At 68.9% G+C, this 21,394-nt stretch carries 17 protein-coding genes; 14 read left to right on the top strand and 3 right to left on the bottom strand.

The window, feature by feature from the left end; genetic code table 11:
- Nucleotides 1-146: 146 nt before the first annotated feature.
- The 3 genes from ACXC9Q_RS09160 (at nucleotide 147) to ACXC9Q_RS09150 (ending at nucleotide 3,930) form a co-directional block, all read left to right on the top strand.
- Nucleotides 147-746, top strand: a complete 600-nt coding sequence (locus ACXC9Q_RS09160) for a cysteine hydrolase family protein (protein WP_457056052.1) — start codon at nucleotides 147-149, stop codon at nucleotides 744-746.
- A 7-nt stretch (nucleotides 747-753) separates the two neighbouring features.
- On the top strand, nucleotides 754-1,680 hold the full coding sequence (locus tag ACXC9Q_RS09155) for a GlxA family transcriptional regulator (protein ID WP_457056051.1): 927 nt from the start codon (nucleotides 754-756) through the stop codon (nucleotides 1,678-1,680).
- 108 nt (nucleotides 1,681-1,788) lie between these two features.
- A complete protein-coding gene (locus ACXC9Q_RS09150; RefSeq protein ID WP_457056050.1) occupies nucleotides 1,789-3,930 on the top strand; it encodes an MMPL family transporter in 2,142 nt (713 codons plus the stop codon).
- Between the two features lie 4 nt (nucleotides 3,931-3,934).
- Here the strand turns inward: ACXC9Q_RS09150 and ACXC9Q_RS09145 are convergent, their stop codons facing one another.
- Entirely contained in the window at nucleotides 3,935-7,075 is a 3,141-nt protein-coding gene (locus ACXC9Q_RS09145) for a glycoside hydrolase family 3 N-terminal domain-containing protein (protein WP_457056049.1), read from the bottom strand.
- A 96-nt stretch (nucleotides 7,076-7,171) separates the two neighbouring features.
- Nucleotides 7,172-7,840: a hypothetical protein gene (locus ACXC9Q_RS09140; protein ID WP_457056048.1), complete on the bottom strand. Its 669-nt coding sequence runs from the start codon at nucleotides 7,838-7,840 to the stop codon at nucleotides 7,172-7,174.
- Nucleotides 7,841-8,014: 174 nt separating this feature from the next.
- On the opposite strand from ACXC9Q_RS09140, the gene ACXC9Q_RS09135 reads away from it, so the two are divergent.
- Together ACXC9Q_RS09135 and ACXC9Q_RS09130 are read left to right on the top strand one after the other, a co-directional pair.
- Nucleotides 8,015-9,865, top strand: coding sequence for a hypothetical protein (locus ACXC9Q_RS09135; protein ID WP_457056047.1), 1,851 nt, complete (start codon nucleotides 8,015-8,017; stop codon nucleotides 9,863-9,865).
- 127 nt (nucleotides 9,866-9,992) lie between these two features.
- Nucleotides 9,993-10,955 (top strand): LLM class F420-dependent oxidoreductase, encoded by a 963-nt coding sequence (locus ACXC9Q_RS09130; RefSeq protein WP_457056046.1) that lies wholly within the window; start codon nucleotides 9,993-9,995, stop codon nucleotides 10,953-10,955.
- A 150-nt stretch (nucleotides 10,956-11,105) separates the two neighbouring features.
- Here ACXC9Q_RS09130 and ACXC9Q_RS09125 read toward each other — a convergent pair whose 3' ends face one another.
- Nucleotides 11,106-12,461, bottom strand: coding sequence for a lytic murein transglycosylase (locus ACXC9Q_RS09125; RefSeq protein WP_457056045.1), 1,356 nt, complete (start codon nucleotides 12,459-12,461; stop codon nucleotides 11,106-11,108).
- A gap of 243 nt (nucleotides 12,462-12,704) precedes the next feature.
- Between ACXC9Q_RS09125 and hemL the strand changes: the two genes are divergently transcribed.
- The 9 genes from hemL to ACXC9Q_RS09080 all read left to right on the top strand — a co-directional run bounded on the left by hemL (nucleotide 12,705) and on the right by ACXC9Q_RS09080 (nucleotide 21,379).
- The gene (hemL, locus tag ACXC9Q_RS09120) at nucleotides 12,705-14,027 is read left to right on the top strand and encodes a glutamate-1-semialdehyde 2,1-aminomutase (protein WP_457056760.1); all 1,323 of its coding nucleotides are present in this window, start codon (nucleotides 12,705-12,707) and stop codon (nucleotides 14,025-14,027) included.
- A 43-nt stretch (nucleotides 14,028-14,070) separates the two neighbouring features.
- Entirely contained in the window at nucleotides 14,071-14,694 is a 624-nt protein-coding gene (locus ACXC9Q_RS09115) for a histidine phosphatase family protein (protein ID WP_457056759.1), read from the top strand.
- 64 nt (nucleotides 14,695-14,758) lie between these two features.
- Nucleotides 14,759-15,328, top strand: coding sequence for a TlpA family protein disulfide reductase (locus ACXC9Q_RS09110; protein ID WP_457056758.1), 570 nt, complete (start codon nucleotides 14,759-14,761; stop codon nucleotides 15,326-15,328).
- A 17-nt stretch (nucleotides 15,329-15,345) separates the two neighbouring features.
- Entirely contained in the window at nucleotides 15,346-16,089 is a 744-nt protein-coding gene (locus ACXC9Q_RS09105; RefSeq protein ID WP_329482346.1) for a cytochrome c biogenesis CcdA family protein, read from the top strand.
- 1 nt (nucleotide 16,090) lies between these two features.
- Nucleotides 16,091-17,674, top strand: coding sequence for a cytochrome c biogenesis protein ResB (gene resB / locus ACXC9Q_RS09100; RefSeq protein ID WP_457056044.1), 1,584 nt, complete (start codon nucleotides 16,091-16,093; stop codon nucleotides 17,672-17,674).
- Nucleotides 17,671-18,654: a c-type cytochrome biogenesis protein CcsB gene (gene ccsB, locus ACXC9Q_RS09095; RefSeq protein WP_457056043.1), complete on the top strand. Its 984-nt coding sequence runs from the start codon at nucleotides 17,671-17,673 to the stop codon at nucleotides 18,652-18,654. Before resB ends, ccsB begins: the two co-directional genes overlap by 4 nt.
- A gap of 1 nt (nucleotide 18,655) precedes the next feature.
- A complete protein-coding gene (locus ACXC9Q_RS09090) occupies nucleotides 18,656-18,907 on the top strand; it encodes a DUF4229 domain-containing protein (RefSeq protein ID WP_328525927.1) in 252 nt (83 codons plus the stop codon).
- 223 nt (nucleotides 18,908-19,130) lie between these two features.
- Nucleotides 19,131-19,736 carry a TetR-like C-terminal domain-containing protein gene (locus ACXC9Q_RS09085; RefSeq protein ID WP_457056042.1) on the top strand — a complete coding sequence of 202 codons (606 nt, stop codon included), beginning with the start codon at nucleotides 19,131-19,133 and terminating at the stop codon, nucleotides 19,734-19,736.
- Between the two features lie 59 nt (nucleotides 19,737-19,795).
- Nucleotides 19,796-21,379 (top strand): MFS transporter, encoded by a 1,584-nt coding sequence (locus ACXC9Q_RS09080; protein ID WP_457056041.1) that lies wholly within the window; start codon nucleotides 19,796-19,798, stop codon nucleotides 21,377-21,379.
- Nucleotides 21,380-21,394: the final 15 nt, after the last annotated feature.

The following is a 21,394-nucleotide window of genomic DNA, read 5'->3' as shown; positions in this document are numbered from 1 at the left end:
ACTTATCCGGCGTGCCGGCGGCCGGGGCGGCCTGGGTGGCGGCTGCAACAGGATCGACAGGCTCCCACCCGGTTGACCAGATCGGTCCGGTATCGGCCCCGATCGGGCCTTCTTCGGTACGCCGTTCCGCCGCCAGGATGAGCGGTATGAGCCGCACCGCACTGATCGTGATCGACGTCCAGGAATCGTTCCGGGTCCGCGCGAACTGGAAGGCCGTGAACCACCCCGACATCGCGGACCGGGTCAACCGCCTGGTCCGCGCGGCCCGGGACCAGGGCGATCTGGTCGTCTGGGTCCTGCACAGTGAGCCGGGCACCGGCGGGGCGTTCGACCCGGCCGGGGGCCACGTCCGGCTGATCGAGGGACTCGAGCCGCTGCCCGGCGAACCCCTGATCACCAAGACGTCTCACAACGCCTTCACCACAACGAATCTGCAGCAGCTCCTGACCCAGCACGGCGTCACCGAGCTGGTGATCAGCGGCATCCGCACCGAGCAGTGCTGCGAGACCACGACCCGGGTCGCGTCGGACTTCGGGTACGACGTCGTGTTCGTCACCGAGGCGACCGCGACCCAGCCGATCCCGCACTGGACGATGCCGGCGGATGCGACTCTCGAGGAGATCCTGGCCGATCCCCGGACGCTGAGCCCCGAGCGGATCACCGAGCGGACCGAGTACGCCCTGGCCGGCCGGTTCGCCACCATCCGGACACTCGACGAGCTCACCGGCGTCCCCGTGGGATCCTGACTGGATCATGACTACCCGGGTCGTCTTCCTGCTGGTGCCGAAGCTGCACCTGCTGGATCTGGCCGGGCCCGCGCAGGTCTTCTCCACCGCGAACGACCTCGGCTACGGCTACGAGCTGAGCTATGTGGCCGAGGTCGACGAGATCCTCACCGCGCAGGGTGTGCCGGTGAAGGCGCGGCTGGAGTGGCCGGATCTCGGTCCGGACGACCTGATCGTCGTACCGGGCTGGCGGTCGCCGCGGTTGTCGCCGGTGCCGCCGATCGGGCCGCAGACCAAGCAGCGGTTGCGCAGTCACCATGCGGCCGGTGGATCGGTCGCGAGCGTGTGTTCCGGCGCCGACGCGCTCGGCGCGGCCGGGCTGCTCGACGGACACCGGTACACCACCCACCACGACCTGACCGACGAGCTCGCCGCGCGGTATCCGAAGGCGACGATCGTGCGGGACGTCCTGTACGTCGTGGACGACCGGGTCATCACGTCCGCCGGGATCGCGAGCGGGATCGACCTGGCCCTGCACCTGGTCGCGGTCGAGCGTGGTGCCGAGGCGGCGGCCCGGGTCGCGCGGGAGATGGTCGTGTACGCGCGGCGCAACGGAGACGAACTGCAGGACAGCGCGATGCTGCGGCACCGCGGTCACCTCAGCGATCTCGCCCATCGCGTGCAGGACGTGATCGACGCCCGGTACGCCGACCGCCTGCCGCTCACCGGCCTCGCCCGGGAGATCGGGGTCAGTGAACGCACCCTGACCCGGATCTTCACCACCGCGACCGGTCTCACCCCGCTGCGCTACCAGCAGCTCCTCCGCCTCGAACGCGCCGAACACCTGATCGGCCACGGCAGCACCATCGAGGCGGCGGCCCGTGCGGTCGGCTTCGAGGACGCCCGCATGCTCCGCCGCCTGCGCGCCCGGACGATCGAGCCCGTCGCCGGGTAGGCCTAGGTCCACCCCGGCGGGGGTTCCAGGACTCCTGAGATCCGCTCCCGATCAGGTCAGGCTCGTCCTGACCGGGCAGGGCGTCCGGTCGCTGGAGAGGTGGGGCAAATGACCAGGGGATCGGTGACCGTGCGCGTCGCGCGCTGGAGTGCTGTCCATCCATGGCGGGCGATCGGCCTCTGGCTGCTCCTCGTCGTCGTCGCAGTCGGGATGTCGGTGGCCATCCCGAAGCAGCAGACGCAGAGCAAGGACGAGTGGGTCGGCCAGTCCGGCCAGGCCGCGGAGCTGATCGAGAAGGCAGGTCTCGGCGACCGGCCCACCGAGACGGTCCTGCTGACCGACCCCGACGGTCCACTCGACAAGGCCGCCGCGACCACGGCGATCACGCAGCTTCAGCAGAAGCTCAAGGCGCTCGACCCGGTCCAGGCCGTCGGGCAACCGGTCTGGTCGGACAACGGCAAGGCGGCCCTGGTGCCGATCGAGTTGAAGGGTACGGCGGACGACGCGGCCGACTCGATCGACAAGGTCGTCGCCGCTACCGCCGACGTACAGAAGGCGAACCCCGGCCTGACCATCGGCCAGGCGGGCAATGCATCGGTGGACGCCGGTGTCTGGAAGCAGGTCGGCTCCGATCTCGCGAAGGCCGAGAAGCTCAGCCTGCCGATCACCTTCGCGCTGATGCTGATCGCCTTCGGTGCCTTGATCGCGGCCGGGATCCCGGTCCTGCTGGCGTTCTCGGCCGCCGGCGCCGCCCTCGGCTTCTACGCGCCGCTGTCCTATCTGTTCCCCGACGGTGGTTCGGTCGCCAATGTCGTCCTGCTGATCGGTATGGCCGTCGGCGTCGACTACTCGCTGTTCTATCTGAAGCGCGAGCGCGAGGAACGCCGCAAGGGGCGTAGCACCCTCGACGCCGTGGAGATCGCCGCGGCCACGTCCGGTCACTCCGTGGTCGTCTCCGGCCTCGCCGTGATCGTCTCGATGGCCGGCCTGTACGTCGCTCAGGACGCGACGTTCGCCTCGATGGCAACGGCAACGATCGTGGTCGTCGCGGTGGCGGTCCTCGGCTCGCTGACCGTATTGCCGGCGCTGCTGGCGAAGCTGGGTCACCGGGTCGACCGGCCGCGCGTCCCGCTCTTGTGGCGGCTCAACCGGCGCATCGGTCCCGGCGGGATCAGCCGCCGCATCCTGGCGCCCGTACTGCGCTATCCGCGGGCCGCGCTGACGATCTCGGCCCTCGCCGTGGTCGCGCTCGCCCTGCCGGCACTGGGGATGAAGACCGAGTCGGCCGATCTGAACACGCTGCCCCAGAGCATCCCCGAGGTGCGCACGCTGAAGGCACTGCAGGAGAACTTCCCGTCCCAGGGCAGTCTTTCGTACGACGTTGTCGCGCAGGGTGACGGGGCGGCCGCGGCGTTGACCGGGCTGCAGGAGTCCGCCGTACGGACCGGGAAGTTCGTCGTACCGGCGGGCGACGCGATCCGGCAGGCGGGCGGAACCGCTGTGCTGACGTTGGTCTCGGTGTTGCCGGACAGCAGTGCGAACGGCGAAGCCGCGCTGCATCAGTTGCGTGGGGAGCTGGCGCCGGCCGCGTTGGGATCCACGACCTGGGCGGTCGGTGGTGACTCGGCCGAGTCGGTTGACTACGGCAACAATCAGCGCGACAAGCTGCCGTACGTGATCGCATTCGTGCTGGCGCTGACGCTGGTGATGATGGCGTTCACCTTCCGGAGCCTCGCGATCGCGGTGGTGACGACGTTGCTCAACCTCGCCTCGGTGGGTGCCTGCTTCGGGGTACTGGCGCTGGTGTTCCAGCACTCGTGGGCGGAAGGGATTCTGGGCTTCACGTCAGCAGGGTTCGTGGTGTCGTGGATTCCCCTGTTCCTGTTCGTGATCCTGGTCGGGCTGTCGATGGACTACCACGTCTTCGTGCTCGGTCGCATCCGTGAAGGCGTGGCCGAGGGGCTGACCCCACGGGAGGCGGTCCGCAAGGGCATCACCGAGTCGGCCGGCGTGGTGACCAGCGCGGCGGCGGTGATGGTGTCGGTCTTCGCCGTCTTCGCCACCCTCGGCATGCTCGAGATGAAGCAGATGGGCGTCGGCCTGGCCATCGCCGTCCTGATCGACGCCACGCTGGTCCGCATCGTGATGCTCCCGTCGATCATGGTCCTGCTGGGCCGCAAGGCCTGGTGGCCCAACCGCCTGCACCGGCAGACGCCGGCGCAGGCAGAACGGGAGCTGGTGTCGGTCTGAGCCGTCACCCGACCTTGGAGGCCGCGGTCAGCTTGCTGACCGCGGCACTCAGGTTCCCGATCAGGAGCAGGTGATCGGCGTCCGAGGTGAGTTTCGAGGCGGGCTCGGTGAGGTTCTGGCCGATGTGGTTCTGGGCGATCCAGCGGGCCGTGCCGACGACCGCGTCGTCCTCGGCGAACGTGTCCACCGTGGTGCGCTCGAGGAACTTGGCGGACTGGGCCACGGCTGCCAGCGCAATAGTTGCCTGCGGCCCCGACCAGTCCTTGACCTGGAGTGCCACTCCGGCGGCGATCCCCGCCGCCAGGGCGGACGGGTCGTGCTGGCGGAGCAAGGTGTTCCGGGCGTCGGTCAGCTGCTGCCTCGCGGCCGCCTGGGTGGTCAGACCCCACCCGAACGGATACTGCGGATCGTAGGAAGCGTCACCGACGTTCAGTGGCTGCTGAGCTTCCGACCGCGGCCAGCTGACCGGAAGCCGACCAGTGAACGGGCGCTTGCCGAACAGTACGTCGGCAACACCCGCACCCTCGGTGCCGGGCAACCACGACGCCACCAGCGCGTTGATCTTGCCGAGTTGGTCGGCGATGACCTGTGGCCGGCCGGAGACAATCAGTACGACGCACTTCATTGCCCCGCACACCTTGTCGACCGCGGCCTTGTCGGCGTCGGAGAGCAGTAGGTCGTGACCGTTGCCCACGTCACCGATCCCTTCGGCGTACGGGCGTTCGCCGACCACCACGACTCCGACGTCGTGACCCTCGAGCGGTGCCGATGCGTCGGCGCTGAAGGTTGCCGTCGGCACCACCTGCTTGATCCCGTCCAGGATCGTCGTACCGGTGGTCGTCGCACCGGAGCCGCCCTGCCAGGTGATGCTCCAGCCGCCCATCTGGTTGCCCAGGTCATTGGCGTTGCTACCGGCGACGTACACCTTGGAGGTGGGTGCCAAGGGCAACAGATTGCCGTCGTTCTTCAACAGCACCTGGGACTTCGCGGCCGCCTCCCGGCCGACCGCCCGGTGCGCGGCCGACCCGATCTCGGAGCTGTGCGACGTGTCGGCGTACGGGTGCTCGAAGAGGCCGAGCTTGAACTTCTCGGTCAGGATCCGCCGGACCGCGTCGTCGACCCGGGTCATCGGGATCCGGCCGGCGGTCACCTCGTCGGTCAGACCCTGGGTGAAGCCCTGGTAGTTCGTGGGCACCATGATCATGTCGAGGCCGGCGTTGATCGACGTACGGATGTCGCTCGCGTAGTCGCCCGGCAGCTGGTCGATCGCCTGCCAGTCGCTGATCACAAAGCCGCCGAAGCCCATCCGCTGCTTCAGCACCCCGTTGATCAGCTCAGCGTTCCCGTGCATCTTCACCGGAGCCGCGCCGTCGATCGCGAGACTCGAGTACGACGGCATCACGGTGCCGACGCCGAGATCCACGGCGGTCTGGAACGGCGCCAGGTGCAGCGTCTCCAGCTGGGCCCGGGTGACCTCGGTGATGCCCTGGTCGATCTTGTACGAACCTGTGGTCGAAGAGCCGTACGTCGTACCGCCGTCGCCGACGAAGTGCTTCGCGGTCGCCAGAACGTGGTTGTTCTGCCCGAGCTGGCTGCCGTCCGCCTTGCCCTGCAGACCGGTGATCACGGTCGCCATCGACTGGACGAGCGCCGGATCCTCGCCGAAGCCTTCGTAGGCCCGGCCCCAGCGGTCGTCGCGGACCACGCACACGCACGGCGCGAAGTCCCACGGGATGCCGGTCGCGCGGACCTCGGTCGCGGTCACCTCACCGGTCCGCTTGGCCAGGTCGGGATCGCGGGTCGCGCCCATGCCGATGTTGTGCGGCAGGATCGTCGCGCCGACCACGTTGTTGTGTCCGTGGACGGCGTCGACGCCGTAGATCAGCGGGATCTGCAGCCGGGTCGCTTGCGCGTTCAGCTGGAAGTTGTCGATCATCGCGGCCCAGGCGGCCGGCGTGTTCGGCGTCGGCACCGAGCCGCCGCCGGACAGCAGCGAGCCGAGCGCGTACGACGCGATGTCGCTGCGGGACCGGAGTGCGTTGCGCTCTGCCTGGGTCATCTGGCCGACCTTCTCGGCCAGGTTCATCCGGGCGAGCAGGTCGTCGACCCGCTTCTTGAGCGGGAGCTTGGGGTTGAGATACGGGAGGTCGTGGGCGTTGATCACGACGACCGGCTGGATCGAGGGAGCCTTCGCGCCGGTGACGGTGAGCTCCAGCGGAATCGTCTCGGCGGCCTCGGCGGTGTGGTCCTTGCGGGTGGTGACGGCCACGGTGTGAGAGGTGCCGGACGCCGTACCGGCCGGGAAGGTGAACGTGCCCGAGACCGGGTTGTAGTCGTTCGTGCCGGCGGTTCCGGTGCCGGTGCGGTAGTCGACGGTGACCGGTTCCTCCAGCGGAGTGCTGCCAGTGGTCGCGACGGAGATCTTGACCTGTGCGGTGCCGCCCTCCTTGACCGGGTAGACGCCGGTGTCGGTGACGACGCTCGCCTTCAGCGCGGGGTCGGCCTTGCCGTAGACCTCGACCTGGTCGATCGCGAACTCGCCGGGGGAGCCGACCGGCATGGTGATCGCGTAGCCCCACATCTGGGTCAGGTTCAGCACCTGGTCGATGCCGCCGACTGGCTGGTAGTCGCCGCGGTAGACCAACTCGCTGAACGGGATCTCGACCAGGTGCCAGCCCTGCCAGTCGTCGGTGAAGCTGGTGTTCCACAGCTCCGACGCCTCGGCGTTGGCGCCGCCGTCCTTGATCTCGAAGAAGATCCGCTTGCCGGAGCCGGGTGGGAGTGGTGCGGTGTTCTGGCCGTACCACCAGAACCGGATGCCCTTGTGAGCGGACCAGTCGCCGGGGTTCTGGTCGAAGGTCACGTCGTGGCTGAAACCGCCGTACCCGCTGATGTTGTAGGTGCCGTGCAGCACCTTCTCGCCGGACGGTGCGTCGGCGCGGGTCTGCAACTCCATCGTCGGCGGGTCGTCGGCGTCGCTGCCCCAGCCGAAGATCCCCGCGTTCGGCGGCGAGGCGAACGGCTCGGCCCCTTCGAACGCGGCCAGCACGATCGGCGCCGGGTCATCGGCCGCTGCCTGCAACGGCAACAGCCCGGTGATCAGCGCTGCCGCCGCGAAGAGCGCTGTCTGACGAAAACCACGCATGGCCGACTCCCCACCTCTGCGCGAGCCTCACACCCACGTCCGGCCCCGACTCTCAGCTCTCCCCACCCCCAGGTCAACCCCTCACCGGTTCCGGAACTAGAGCGCTCTCACCACGTCGGGCCGCATGTGCGGCCGCGGGCCGGCGCAGTACCGGAACCGGACCAGCTCAGGCGCAGAGATGGTGACCGCGCCGAACTCGGTCGCGCGGTGGGCGGCGACCCAGTCGATCAGTTTCCCGGGGTGCGTGATGGCGGTGGTGAAGTGCAGGAGGTTCAGGTACCAGATGTCGCGGCGACCGTGCGGCCGCTCGAACCAGTCGTCGGGCCCGAGCTCGACGGCGAAACGGTCCATGAGGTCATCGGCGTTCGAGTCGAGGGGGAACGCGCAGGCCATCACGGTTCCTGGGGTGAGCGTGAGCCCGGCGACGCGGAAACGGGTCGGGCCCGCCCCGGCGCGGTCGAGGGCGGACTGGTAGCGCTGGATTGCGGGGTCGTGCGGCTCGATGAGCGCGCGATGGCCTTCCAGAGCGCGGACGGTGAGGTGGGCGGAGCCTAGGCGGCCGGTGTGCCAGTGATCCGGGCCGGCGAGGTCCGCGGCCTCGGCGGTCAGGTCGTCGAGACGGCGGCTGAGCAGGTCGTCCCCGGGTGGGCGGAGTGCGACGGAGACCGGCCAGCGGCCTCCGTCTCGGGGGAGAGCGTCGCGCAGGTGGTCGCCGGCGGCGATGAGTGGGGCGGCTCGATCGAACAGCTGGTTGAACTTCTGCAAGATCCCTCCCTGGGCGTCGGTTGGATACGACGCTGCGGCATCGCGATGGGTTCGGTAAAAGCTGGACAGCGGGGAGTTGGTGGGTGAGGGTGTGGCTGCGGGGTCGGGTTGGCTGCTTGGGGGCTGGCTTCCGTGGTGTCTGGGTTCTCCGGTGTGTGAGGCTGAGGAGGAACTGTGAGGAAGCTGGCCTGTCTGCTGAGTGGTGTGGCGTTGATCGTCCCGCTGGCGATCGTCGCCGCTGTCCAACCCGCCACGGCGGCGCCCGCCGCCGACGCGGCGTCGGGTGCCCCGTCCAAGATCCCGACCCTGCTGCGGCAGAGCGCTGAGCTGGCCAAGGCCGCCGCGTCGGCCAAGGCAAAGGTGTCCGGTCCAGAGGCCCGTTCGCTCGGTGTCGACACCAGCGGCCGGATCGGCGTCCAGGTGTACGCCGCGGCGCCCGTGACCGCGGCACAGGAAGCCGACCTGTCGACGCTCGGGGTGACGGTCCTGAAGAACTCGGCGGATTTCAAGACCGTGCCTGGTGTCGCGTTGCCCAGCACCGGTCTGGTGTCCGCCTCAGTGCCGCACGACCAGCTCGACGCCGTCGCCGCGCTCGGCTGGGTGACCGCCTTGCGGCCGTCGCTGCGGCCGGCGGTCGACGTCGGCGCGATCACGGCCGAGGGCGTCCAGATGCACAAGGCCGACAAGGCCCAGGCGCGCGGCCTGACCGGACGTGGCCAGAAGGTCGGCGCGATCTCCGGCGACGTCGACCACATCGCCGACTCGATCGCCGCGGGCGAGCTCCCGCCGGACGTGCAGGTGCTGCAAACCGCGGCGTACGACGATGACGAAGGCACCGCGATGCTGGAGATCATCCACGACATGGCGCCGGGCGCGAAGCTGGCCTATGCCAGCACACAGGACACCACCGCGCAGTACGTCGAGGCGTTCCACACGCTCGCCAACGCCGGCGTCACGATGATCGCCGAGGACATCGCGCTCGACGACGAGCCGGCCTTCCAGCAGGGCATCGGCGCCGCGACCGCCGAGGGCCTGGCCAAGCACGGCATCTGGGTCAGCTCGTCGGCCGGGAACCTCGGTGGCAGGCACGCACCCCGGGTGACCGCGACCGGGACCGGTGCGGGGCCGGACGGCGTCACTGGTCCGTTCACCGGTTGCCAGAACGCACCGGACAACGTGGTCAAGCTGCGCGGGACGGACACGTCGTACGACCTGAACCTGCTGCCGGGCGCGGCGGTCATGCCGACCCTGCAGTGGAGTGAGCCGCGCGCGGTGTTCCCGACCGCGGGCCAGGGCGGGTTCACCGACCTCAACCTGTATCTGATGGACGAGTCCGGTACGAGGTGCCTCGCGGCCAGCAATGCGGTCCAGGCCAATGGGGTCGGTGACACGATCGAGCAGTTCATCTACGAGAACACGACCGGGGTGGCCCAGCGCGCCAAGCTGGTCGTCGACGTCCAGGGCACGTCGACGGCCCGGAAGGCACCGGTCCTCGATCTGCGCTGGCGCGCGCTGTCGGCCGGCGTCCAGACCATCGACCCGCCCGAGCGGGCCGGCTCGATGAACCCGGACTCGAACTACCTGGGCTTCGCCACCAGCGCCGGCGCCGTCGACGCCAGTACGTCGGTCGATCCGGCGGTCACGCCGCTGGAGCCGTACAGCGCGTCCGGTCCCACCCAGATCATCACCACGACCCGGTGCCCGGGCGGTAAGCCGGGTCCGTGCAAGGGCGTCTCCGGTCCGTCGTCGCGGAGCTTCCCGGCGCCGTACTGGGCTGCCTCGGACGGCGTCTCGGTCAGTGGAGCCGGCGGCTTCGGCTCCGGTACGTGCCCGACCACGGTCCAGGGTCAATGCCGCTTCTTCGGTACGTCGGCCTCCGCGCCGACAGCCGCCGGAGTGGCCGCGCTGACCAGGCAGGAGTTCGGCGGCCGGATCGCCCCGATCGCCCTGAACGCGATCCTGGCCGGCCGGGCCCTGCATCGCTCCGGACCCGGCTTCGGAGCGGGTGTCCTGAGCGCGCGCTGACGGTCTGCTCCGGGTGCCTCCCGCAGGCACCCGGAGCAGCATTCAGAAGTTTGAGTGGTCCGATTAAGTGCGAATTCAGTAGTCGGAGTGATGGACCCTGCCGGTCGCGGCCGGAAAGGATGTCAGCATGACTACTCGTTTCGGGATTTTCGTTCCGCAGGGCTGGAAGATGGATCTCGCGCAGATCGCGGATCCGATTGAGCAGTGGGAAGCGATGACGTCGGTCGCCAAGCGGGCCGACGACCAGTCCTGGGACTCGATCTGGCTCTTCGACCACTTCCACACGGTGCCGGAGCCCAGTGACAACACCACTTTCGAGTGCTGGAGCGCGACGGCCGCGCTGGCCCGCGACACCCAGCGGGTGAACATCGGCCAGATGGTCGGCTGCAACGGCTACCGCAACCCGGCGCTGTACGCGAAGATCGCGTCCACCGTTGACGTCGCCAGCCACGGCCGCCTGTACGCCGGGATCGGCGCGGGCTGGTACGAGCACGAGTGGAAGGCGTACGGCTACGAGTGGACCGACATTCCGCCGCGGATGGCCGCCTTCCGGGAGGCCACCGAGATCATCTACAAGATGTGGACCGAGGACAAGCCGGTCTACAACGGCAAGTACTACTCGATCGACGCGCCGATCAACGAGCCGAAGGGCGTGCGCAAGCCGCACCCGAGCTTCTGGATCGGCGGCGGCGGCCCGAAGGTCACGCTGAAGCTGGTCGCGCAGTACGGCGACGCCGCGAACATCGGTGGCGGCAACCCCGAGGTGATCAGGGAGAAGGCCGCAATCCTGCGCGGTCACTGCGAGAAGGTCGGTCGCGACTACGACGAGATCATCAAGTCGACGTCGTTCAACGTGTTCCCGATCGACAAGGGTGACGACCCGCAGCGGGCCACCGACAAGGCCCTCGGCCCGATGGACCGGGAGAAGTTCGACCGGGACAACCTGATCGGCACCGAGGACGAGATCGCCGCCAAGGTCGAGGCCTCTCTCGAGGCCGGCGCCGACTACATCATCTTCTACGTCCCCGGCGTCGCGTACGACCTGGACCTGGTCGACCGAGTCGAGCAGGTAGCCAAGCGCTTCGCCTGATCGTCCACTGCCTGGGCCTGCTCTGGCCTGGGGCGTGAACTGACCTGAACGTTAAAAAGGGCGACGCCACGAAGCCGGGGGGAGTGCTCCGTGGCGTCGCCGGGGCGCGCCAAGGGAGGGGTGGGGGCTGGCGCGCCGGTCTTGGACGGGTCAGTTCCCGAGCAGGCCTCCGCCGAGAATGCCCAGCAGTCCGAGCAGGGACAGCAGGTTGCGGATGACCTGGTCGACGGCCTTCGTGCCGCCGGTCTGGTAGGCGGTCACGCACTTCTGCAGCTGGTCCTGGGTCGGCTTGGTGATCGTCACCTTCGCCATCTCGGACTGGCAGTACTGCGTCGCCTTGGTCAGCTCACCGACCGTGCTGCCGACCGTGCCGACGATCAGGCCGGCCGCCGTCTGCAGCGTCGCGAGCCCCGGCGCCGGCGGCGTGGTGGTCGTGGGCGGCTTGGTCGTCGGCGGTTTGGTAGTCGCGGGCGGCTTGGTGGTGGGATCGTCCGACGGCTTGCCGGTGGTCGGCGGCCGCTTGGTCGGGTCGGTCGTCGGCTTGCCGGACTGGTCCACGACCGTCGGCGTCGGCTTGACCGACGGGTACGTCTCCTGGTTCGTCGCCTGGGGCAGGTTGTTGTCGGCCGGGGCGTCGATGGTCGGATCGCCGACCTGGTCGCCGGCCCGGTCGACCCCCTGCTCGTCGTCCTCGGTGCCGTTGCCGACCGCGATCCAGCTGCCGCCGGCGTACGCCTTGGCGATGCTCACGACCAGGTCGACGTACTGCTGGGAGTGGTTGTAGCGCAGGACAGCCGACTCCAGGTCGCTCGCCTTGGAGAGGTCCGTCTTGCCGGAGCACAGGTAGACCGCGGTCGACATGGCCGCGTCGTCGATGTCCTGTGGGTTCCGCACGCCGTCGCCGTCCCCGTCCACGCCCATCGACCGCCAGGTGCCCGGGATGAACTGCATCGGGCCGACCGCTCGGTCGAACGCGCCGTCGCCGTCGAACGCACCGGCGTCGGTGTCGGCGATCTTGGCCGTGTTCACGCCGTCGAGCCGCGGGCCGTAGATGCCCGGCACGGCGACGCCCTGCGAGTTCAGCGCGTTGCCGCCGAAGCGGCCGTGGTTCGACTCGACGCGGCCGATGGCGGCGACCAGTGTCCAGGGCAGATGACAGCCCGGGTCCACCTGGGCCAGCACCTGCTGGGCCCGCGAGTATGCCTTCAGTGCCGCGTTGGGGATGCCGTTGCGGGACAGGCCGGACACCACCTGGGTCGGCTGCTCGCCGGGATCGACGCCGTGGCCGACCACACCCGGCACCGGCACGTTGGCCGGCTGGGCGATCGGCTGCTTCGGTACGACGACCGGACTGTTGCCGGACAGGCCCTGCTCCAGCGACGCCGTGGCGATCGCCGGATCATCCGTCGCACTGACGGTGAACGCGCTCGCGAACAACGCCAACGGGATGAGTGGCGCCACCTGACGCCACCCTCCACTCGTGGCGCGGCGCTTGCCCTTCGCCATCGAAGATCCCCTCCGTGACTCAGCGACCTGCCCAGCCCCACGCCGCGGACACGTCGTTCGTCGTTCTCGGTTGCCGTCGTTATTGGTCTAACGTCCGCCCCGTGCGTGGGTTACGCGCCGGACTCGGACCATCTACGTGCGGTGACGAGGTACCCATACTGGCGCGTAACAACACTGCTTGTGAACCCCCGGCGGGGCATTTGCCCCCGCCCGCCCACCTGATCCGCAGGTCCGTCGGGGACAATAGCGGCCGTGCCCGACCACACAGAACAGTCCGCCGCGCTCTTCGACAGGGCCTCCGCAGTCACCCCGGGCGGGGTCAACTCTCCCGTCCGGGCGTTCCGCGCCGTCGGCGGCGTGCCGCGTTTCATGGCATCGGGTGACCGATGTCACATCACCGACGTCGACGGGAACCGCTACCTCGATCTGGTCTGCTCCTGGGGCCCGATGCTGCTCGGCCACGCCCATCCGGAGGTGACCACCGCCGTCCAGGCCGCGGTCGCCCGCGGGACGTCGTACGGGACGCCGACCGAGACCGAAGTCCTGCTCGGTGAGGAGATCGTCGGCCGGACGCCGGTGGACAAGGTCCGGCTGGTGTCGTCCGGCACCGAGGCGACCATGTCCGCGCTCCGGCTCGCCCGCGGCTTCACCGGGCGCGCCAAGATCGTCAAGTTCGCCGGCTGCTATCACGGACATGTGGACGCACTGCTGGCGCAGGCCGGTTCCGGCGTCATCACCCTCGGCATCCCCGGTACGCCGGGGGTCACCGAGGCGACCACGGCCGACACGATCGTGCTGCCGTACAACGACCAGGCCGCCGTCACCGCCGCCTTCGCCGAGTACGGCGACCAGATCGCGGCCGTGATCACCGAGGCGTCGCCCGGCAACATGGGCGTCGTCCCGCCGCGCGACAACTTCAACGCGTTCCTTGCCAAGACGTGCAAGGACAACGGCGCACTGTTCATCTCCGACGAGGTGATGACCGGCTTCCGGATCACCCGCTCCGGTTGGTACGGCGTCGACGGCGTCCAACCGGATCTGATGACGTTCGGCAAGGTGATGGGTGGTGGCTTCCCGGCTGCCGCGTTCGGCGGGCGGGCCGACATCATGGCCCACCTGGCGCCGGAGGGCTCGGTCTACCAGGCCGGGACCCTGTCCGGGAACCCGATCGCCACCACGGCCGGCCTGACCACGCTGCGGCTGGCCACCGACGAGGTCTACGCGCGGCTGGACGAGACCTCGGCCACCATTCAGCGCCTGGTCGCGACCGCACTGGACAAGGAAGGTGTGCCGTACGTCATCCAGGCGGCCGGGAACCTCTTCAGTGTCTTCTTCGTGGAGTCGGAGGAAGGATCTGCCGAGATCCGGGACTTCGCTGGCGCGAACGCCCAGGTGCTGCCCCGGTTCGCGGCGTTCTTCCATGCCATGCTGGACGCGGGCGTCTACCTGCCGCCGAGCGCGTTCGAGGCCTGGTTCGTCAGTAGCGCCATCGACGACGACGCGCTGGCCGAGCTCGAGTCCGCCCTCACCCCGGCTGCTCGTGCGGCAGCCGCAGTACAGAACTGAGAAGGGAACGGCAGCGGTGACCGAAACGACGGTCGTGCATCTGATGCGTCACGGCGAGGTGCACAACCCGACCGGTGTGCTCTACGGCCGGATCCCCGACTTCCACCTGTCCGAGCTCGGCCGGAAGATGGCGGACCGGGTGGCCGAGTACGTGGCCGGCCGGGACATCGTCCACCTGGTCAGCTCGCCGCTGGAGCGAGCCCAGGAGACGATGGAGCCGATCGCCAAGACGCTCGGGCTGACCCCGGACATCGACGAGCGGGTGATCGAGGCGGCGAACCTGTTCGAGGGCAAGAAGTTCGGCGTCGGCGACGGCGCGCTGCGCAACCCGACTGCCTGGTGGTTGCTCCGGAACCCGATCAAGCCGTCCTGGGGTGAGCCGTACCAGCAGATCGTCCGGCGGATGCGGGACGCGATCGAGACCGCCCGGCAGAAGGCCGCCGGTCACGAGGCGCTGATCGTGTCGCACCAGCTGCCGATCTGGATCGTCCGGTCCGCGATCGAGGGCCGCCGGCTGCCGCACGACCCGCGCAAGCGGCAGTGCAGCCTGGCCAGCCTGACCTCGTTCACCTTCCACGGCGAGACGATCGTCTCGGTCGGCTACTCAGAACCGGCCAAGGACCTACTTCCGGTCAAGAACCCGAAGAAGTTCGTGGGCGGGGCATAGTGAAGAACTCGAGAGATGTGAGTGGAAGGGTGACGAACCCGAAGAAGTTCGTGGGCGGCGCGTGATGTTTCGCCGTACGACGCTCGTGGTCGCTGGGCTGCTGCTGATCGCAGGCTGCAGTTCCGGCCAGCAGGCCGCGCAGAACCGGGAGGGGCAGGCCGGGTTCGTCAGCGGCACGGGGAACGTCTCGCTGTTCGCCCCGGCGGACCGCAAGCCGGCGCCCGCACTGACCGGTACGACGCTGGACGGCAAGCCGTGGAGCCTGGCCGACCAGACCGGCAAGGTAGTCGTGCTGAACGTCTGGGGCTCGTGGTGCCCGCCTTGCCGCAAGGAAGCACCGGACCTGGTCGCGGCCGCCAAGGAGCTCGGCCCGACGGTGCAGTTCATCGGGCTGAACACCCGTGACCTCGACCCGGCGCCGGCCCGCAAGTTCGTGCAGGAGTTCGGCGTGCAGTACCCGAGCATCTACGACCCGAACGGCAAGGCACTGCTGCGGTTCCGCGGCCAGATCTCGCCGAAGGCGATCCCGACCACGCTCGTGATCGACAAGTCCGGCAAGGTCGCGGCGCGGGTGGTCGGCGAGGTCTCCAAGGACACCTTGCTCGGCATGGTCCATGATGCTGCCGCCGGTTGACCGAAGGAATCAGCACCGTGGGTGAGTGGTTCGCCGAGTCGATGACGGGTTCGATGCTGGTGGCATTGCCGATCGCGGTGCTGGCCGGTGCGATCTCGTTCTTCTCGCCCTGCGTCGTACCGCTGCTGCCCGGCTACCTCTCCTACGTCACCGGACTGTCCGCGGCTGAGCTCGGATCGGACAAGCGCGGCCGGATGCTGGCCGGGACGGCCTTGTTCGTGGCCGGGTTCTCCGCGGTCTTCATCCTGACCGGGGTGGTGTTCGGCAAGGCCGGCGACCTGCTGATCGATCACCAGACCGCGATCACGCGGGTACTCGGCGCGCTGACCGTCGTACTGGGTCTGGTCTTCCTCGGCGGGTTCGGCTTCCTGCAGAAGGACATGCGGGTGCATCGGGTGCCGGCGGTCGGGATCGCGGCGGCGCCGCTGCTCGGCGTACTGTTCGGATTCGGCTGGACGCCGTGTATCGGGCCGACGCTCGGGACCGTGATGACGCTGGCCACGACCGAGGGCAGCACCGCGCGGGGTGCGATGCTGGCCCTGGTGTTCAGTCTCGGTCTCGGTATCCCGTTCATCGTGGCGGCACTGGCGTTCCGGCGGATGCTGGGCGCGGTGGCGTGGGTCCGCAGGCACCAACTGCTGGTGATCCGGATCGGCGGCGTACTGATGATCGCGGTGGGGCTACTGCTGCTGACGGGAGTGTGGGATGCGATGACCGCGGACCTGCGGCAGTGGGTCGCCAACTTCGGGTCGGCGGTGTGACGTGACCGAGGTCAAGGACCACATCGCCGCACCGACCGGGGGCTCCGGCAACGAACCGCCCGCACTCGGCCTGGTCGGCTGGCTGCGCTGGACCTGGCGGCAGCTCACCTCGATGCGGACCGCGCTGGTGCTGCTGTTCCTGCTCGCGCTCGGCGCGGTGCCGGGCTCGCTGATCCCGCAGACGGCGATCGATCCGATCAAGGTGTCGGACTTCCTCACGACGCACCCGAAGCTCGGGCCGTTCTACGACAAGCTCGGTCTCTTCGACGTCTACAAGTCGCCCTGGTTCTCGGCCATCTACCTGCTGCTGTTCATCTCGCTGATCGGGTGCGTGGTGCCCCGGCTCGGCGTGTACCTGAAGGCGATCCGGGCCAGGCCGCCGAAGCCGCCGCGCAACCTCAACCGGCTGCCCGGGTACGAGCGCTTCACCGTCGACTCCGAGGGCGACGTCCTCGAGCTCGCGACCCGGGAGCTGAAGCGACGCCGCTTCCGCGTCCAGGCGTACGACGGTGCCGTCGGGGCGGAGCGTGGTTACCTGCGTGAGGCGGGCAACCTGCTGTTCCACTTCTCGCTGATCCTGGCGCTGGTCGGGGTCGCGTGGGGCTCGCTGTTCGGCTACCGCGGCACCGTCCTGGTTGTCGTGGGCAACGGTTTCTCCAACACGGTCGCGCAGTACGACGACTTCACGCCGGGGCGGGCGTTCAGCGGCGATCAGGATCTGCCGCCGTTCTCCCTGACGGTGAAGGACTTCCAGGTCAAGTTCCAGGAGGACGGGCCGCAGCGCGGTGCGGCCCGGGAGTTCAAGGCCCAGCTGGCGTACCAGGAGACACCGGACGCACCGGAGAAGTCGTACGAGCTGCAGGTCAACCACCCGCTCAAGCTCGACGGCAGCAGCCTCTACCTGCTCGGCCACGGCTACGCGCCGCGGGTGACCGTGCGGGACGGCAACGGGCAGGTCGCGTTCTCCGGGCCGGCGCCGTTCCTGCCGCAGGACAACAACTTCTCGTCGTTCGGCGTGATCAAGGCGCCGGACGCCCGGCCGATGACGCTGGGCTTCGAAGGTTTCTTCCTGCCGACCGCGGTGATCGACCAGCGCGGTCCCGTCTCGGTGTTCCCCGACGATCTCAACCCGATGCTGGTGATGACCGGGTACTACGGCCGCCCACAGCCGGAGACCGGGAAGCCGGAGTCGGTATACCAGCTGGACAAGACCAAGCTCACGCAGTTCGAGCAGAACGGCGACAAGTGGCGGTTCCAGCTCGCGCCGGGCCAGACCCAGGCGCTGCCGGACAAAGCCGGCACGATCACCTTCGACGGCTACAGCCGCTGGGTGAAGCTGCAGGTCAGCCACACTCCCGGCACGGATCTCGCGCTCGCGGGCATCCTGCTGGCCATCCTCGGGCTGATGGGCTCGCTGTTCGTGCATCCGCGCCGTACCTGGGTGCGGGTCCGGACCGAGGACGGGCGTACGGTGGTCGAGGTGGCGGGGCTGGACCGCGGACCCGAGCGTGGCCTCGGCGATGAGATCCGGGCCATCGGTGCGGTACTCAGACCTGATCGATCGAGCACGCAGGAGACATCATGAGCCCGGAGACCTACGCGCACGTCTCCAACCTGCTGATCCCGACCGCCACCGTGATCTACGCCCTGGCGATGATGTCGCACGCGATGGAGTGGGCCCTCGGCCGCTCGGCGGTGGCGAACACGGCCGCGGTGAAGGAGGAGGTCCTGGTCGCCTCCGACGGCGAGCAGGTCACCGCGGGCTCGACTGGCGACATACCTGACGCCACCGGGCGCATGGAGCGGCTGGAGGCAGCCAGCCGGATCGGGCTGCTGCTGACCTGGTTGGCCTTCGTCTTCCACCTCGGCGGAGTGGTCACGCGCGGCCTGGCGGCCGGCCGGGTGCCGTGGGGCAACATGTACGAGTTCTCGATCACGGCGTCACTGGCCGTCGCGATCGTCTACCTGATCTTCGTGCAGCGCTACAGGCTCCAGTGGCTGGGGCTCGGCGTGACCCTCGTGGTCGCCGCCGTACTAGGGCTCGCGACGCTCGCGCTGTACACGCCGGCCGGTCCGCTCGTGCCGGCGCTGCACTCCTACTGGCTCGTCATCCACGTGTCCTCGGCCGCGATCTCCGGTGGTGCGTTCACCGTCGGCGGCCTCATCTCGGTGCTCTACCTGATCAAGGCCCGGGCCGAGCGGAAGGTGCTGGCCGGTGGCACGATGTCGGCGTCGCTGCGCCGGCTGCCGAGTGCGGAGTCGATGGACAGTACGGCGTACAAGGTGCTGGCGTTCGCGTTCCCGCTGTGGACCTTCGGGGTACTGGTGGCCGGGCCGATCTGGGCCGAGTACGCCTGGGGCCGGTACTGGGGCTGGGACCCCAAGGAGGTCTGGTCGCTGGTGACCTGGGTGGTGTACGCCGCCTACCTGCACGCGCGGGCGACCGCGGGCTGGCGGGGCCGCCGGGCCGCGACGATCGCGATCGTCGGCTGGTTCGTGTTCATCTTCAATTTCGTCGGGGTCAACCTGTTGGTCTCCGGTCTGCACTCCTACGCTGGGGTGTGAGATGAAGGAGTTCGCCATCTACACCGGCCTGCGGGCGGCGCTGTTCGCCGTCTGCTTCGCGGTGCTGTGGTTCGCGCTGAACAACTGGCTGAGCCTGTTCCCGCTGCTGCTGCTCGCGCTGATCGCCTCGTCGATCCTGTCGATCTTCGTCCTCCGCGCCGCCCGCGACCGGCTGGCCGGCAAGATCGAGCACCGGGCCGAGCGGATCTCGCACCGGATCGAGCAGGCCCGCACCGCCGAAGACGACGACTGACCGGTAGTTCCGGCCGATCCTTCGGGTAGCCCGTTCGGGCAACTGCGCCGCGTCCAGGCGGCAGAACGCCGTACCACTCGATCGACTGGTACGGAGAGTGACCTAAGCCACTTCCGCGTTTGCGGGAAAATCCTTTGTGCATCCCTTCACATCAGTCGTAGTGTGGTTGATGAAACGAAACCGTTTCGTTCTATCAGCTACTATTTGCTTACGCTGGGTGATCATGGTCGAGACAGCAGGGGTGCGGCAGCGGCCGCGGGTCGAGGGTGGTCGCGAGGAGGAGATCCTCGACGCGACCGTCGCGGTGGTGGCCGAGCTGGGCTACGACCGGCTGACCATGGACGCGGTGGCGACGGCGGCGAAGGCCAGCAAGGCGACGCTGTACCGGCGCTGGACCACCAAGGCCGAGCTGGTCGTCGACGCGATCAGCCGGGCCAAGGGCTGCCCGATCCCCGAGGACGTCGACACCGGCAGCCTGCGGGGCGACCTGATCTCGATGTCGTGTGGTGACGGCGGCTTCACCGACGAGCTGCCGATGTCGGTGATCGCCGGTCTGCTCACCGCCCTGCACCGCGACCCGGAGCTGCAGAAGGCGTTCCAGGAGCGCTTCCTCGCGCCCCGGCAGGACGTGGTCGCCACGGTCTACGCCCGGGCCGTCGAGCGCGGCGAGATCGCGCCGGACGTCGACATCGAGCTGCTCTCGGTGACGCTGCCGGCGGTCATCATCCACCACGCGTACATCCTCGGCGTCGAGCCCACGGACGACCTGATCCTCCGAGTGATCGACAACGTGATCCTGCCTGCGGCGCGGGGGTCGCAGGTGAGCTGACCGGTGAGGGGCCGGTTCGCGACAAGCAAGACAGTCTGCCCAAGAGGGGAAGTTTTCTTATGTCCGAAGAAGTCATCAACGCCGATCCGCCGGAGAACCGGCCGGTCGACTCGGTGACCGAGCCAGCTCTGTCCGATTCAGGGGCAGGCCACGGTCACCGCAACCTCGGCATCGCGCTCGCACTGATCTGCATGGCGCAGCTGATGGTGGTCCTGGACGGCACCATCGTCAACATCGCGTTGCCGCACATCAAGGACGATCTGGGCTTCAGCAACGCGTCGCTGCCGTGGGTGGTCAACGCCTACGCGCTGGCGTTCGGCGGCCTGCTGCTGCTCGGCGGCCGGATCGGGGACATCCTCGGCCGCCGCAAGGTCTTCGTTTTCGGCGTCGTGCTGTTCGGCCTGGCGTCGTTCGTCGGCGGTATCGCCCAGACCGAGGGAGTGCTGCTGGTCAGCCGGATCCTGCAGGGCGTCGCGGCGGCCGCGGCTGCGCCGAACGCGCTCGCCCTGATCACCACCACCTTCCCGGCCGGCAAGGAGCGCAACCGCGCGATGGCCGTGTACGCCGCGATGTCCGGGGCCGGCGCGGCCGTCGGCCTGATCCTGGGCGGCCTGCTGACCGAGGCATCCTGGCGGTGGACCTTCTTCATCAACACGCCGATCGGCCTGGTCGTGGCGGTGCTGGCGTTCCGGTTCCTGGGTGAGTCGGCCCGGCAGACCGGCAAGTTCGACCTGCCCGGTGCGATTACCGGCACGCTGGGTCTGACCTCCTTGGTCTACGGGCTGACCCACGCGGCCTCGAACGGCTGGGGCGACGCGGCGACGCTGACCTACATCTTCGGCGGTCTGGCCCTGATCGGGATCTTCCTCGCTATCGAGGCCCGGTCGCGGCACGCGCTGCTGCCGTTCCGGATCCTCGCGAACCGGACCCGTGGGGTCAGCTTCTTCGTGATGCTGATCGTCGGTGCGGCGATGTTCTCGATGTTCTACTTCCTGGGCATCTTCGTGCAGAGCATTATGGGCTACAGCGCACTGAAGACCGGTATCTCGTTCCTGCCGTTCAGTGTCGGCATCGTGGTCGCGGCGCAGGTCGCTTCGACGCTGGTGGCCCGGATCGACCCGCGGTGGATCGCCGGCACCGGTGGCGTGCTGGTCTCGGCCGGCATGTTCGGGTTCAGCCGGCTCGAGATCGACTCGACGTACCTGACCCACCTGCTGCCGTACATCCTGGTGCTGTCGTTCGGGATGGGCCTGATCTTCGTGCCGATCACGCTGACCGCGGTCAGTGGCGTCGCGCACGAGGACTCCGGTGTCGGCTCCGCGGTGCTGAACACGGTCCAGCAGATCGGTGGCGCGATCGGTCTGGCGCTGCTCGGCACGATCTCCACCAGCGCGATCAAGGACAAGTTCACCGAGCTGGCCCCGGGCCTGCAGAAGGCCGCCGAGGCTGGTCAGTCGCCGGACCAGATCAAGCAGTTGCAGGGTCAGTTCACGGCGCTGGCGACGACCCACGGCTTCACCCGGGCGTTCGTCTGGTCCGCGTTCCTGGCGCTGGGCGCGGCCGTGATCACGCTGGTCGGCCTGTCGATCAAGCACGAGGATCTGGCCACGGACAACGCTGACGGACCCGTCCACGTGGGCTGAGGCTCCGAAGCAGAC

The sequence above is a fragment of the Kribbella sp. CWNU-51 genome, from assembly GCF_054073265.1.
The sequence above is the reverse complement of the archived record's forward strand: the minus strand, read 5'-3'. Positions and strand labels throughout refer to the sequence as shown.

Bases quoted from the DNA above. Each gene is read 5' to 3' on its own strand.
- ACXC9Q_RS09090 (WP_328525927.1), top strand. From the start codon at position 18,656: ATGAAGGAGTTCGCCATCTACACCGGCCTGCGGGCGGCGCTGTTCGCC.
- ccsB (WP_457056043.1), top strand. From the start codon at position 17,671: ATGAGCCCGGAGACCTACGCGCACGTCTCCAACCTGCTGATCCCGACC.
- ACXC9Q_RS09115 (WP_457056759.1), top strand. From the start codon at position 14,071: ATGCGTCACGGCGAGGTGCACAACCCGACCGGTGTGCTCTACGGCCGG.
- ACXC9Q_RS09110 (WP_457056758.1), top strand. From the start codon at position 14,759: ATGTTTCGCCGTACGACGCTCGTGGTCGCTGGGCTGCTGCTGATCGCA.
- ACXC9Q_RS09155 (WP_457056051.1), top strand. From the start codon at position 754: ATGACTACCCGGGTCGTCTTCCTGCTGGTGCCGAAGCTGCACCTGCTG.
- ACXC9Q_RS09150 (WP_457056050.1), top strand. From the start codon at position 1,789: ATGACCAGGGGATCGGTGACCGTGCGCGTCGCGCGCTGGAGTGCTGTC.
- ACXC9Q_RS09080 (WP_457056041.1), top strand. From the start codon at position 19,796: ATGTCCGAAGAAGTCATCAACGCCGATCCGCCGGAGAACCGGCCGGTC.
- ACXC9Q_RS09130 (WP_457056046.1), top strand. From the start codon at position 9,993: ATGACTACTCGTTTCGGGATTTTCGTTCCGCAGGGCTGGAAGATGGAT.
- ACXC9Q_RS09125 (WP_457056045.1), bottom strand. From the start codon at position 12,461: ATGGCGAAGGGCAAGCGCCGCGCCACGAGTGGAGGGTGGCGTCAGGTG.
- ACXC9Q_RS09085 (WP_457056042.1), top strand. From the start codon at position 19,131: ATGGTCGAGACAGCAGGGGTGCGGCAGCGGCCGCGGGTCGAGGGTGGT.
- ACXC9Q_RS09160 (WP_457056052.1), top strand. From the start codon at position 147: ATGAGCCGCACCGCACTGATCGTGATCGACGTCCAGGAATCGTTCCGG.
- ACXC9Q_RS09145 (WP_457056049.1), bottom strand. From the start codon at position 7,075: ATGCGTGGTTTTCGTCAGACAGCGCTCTTCGCGGCGGCAGCGCTGATC.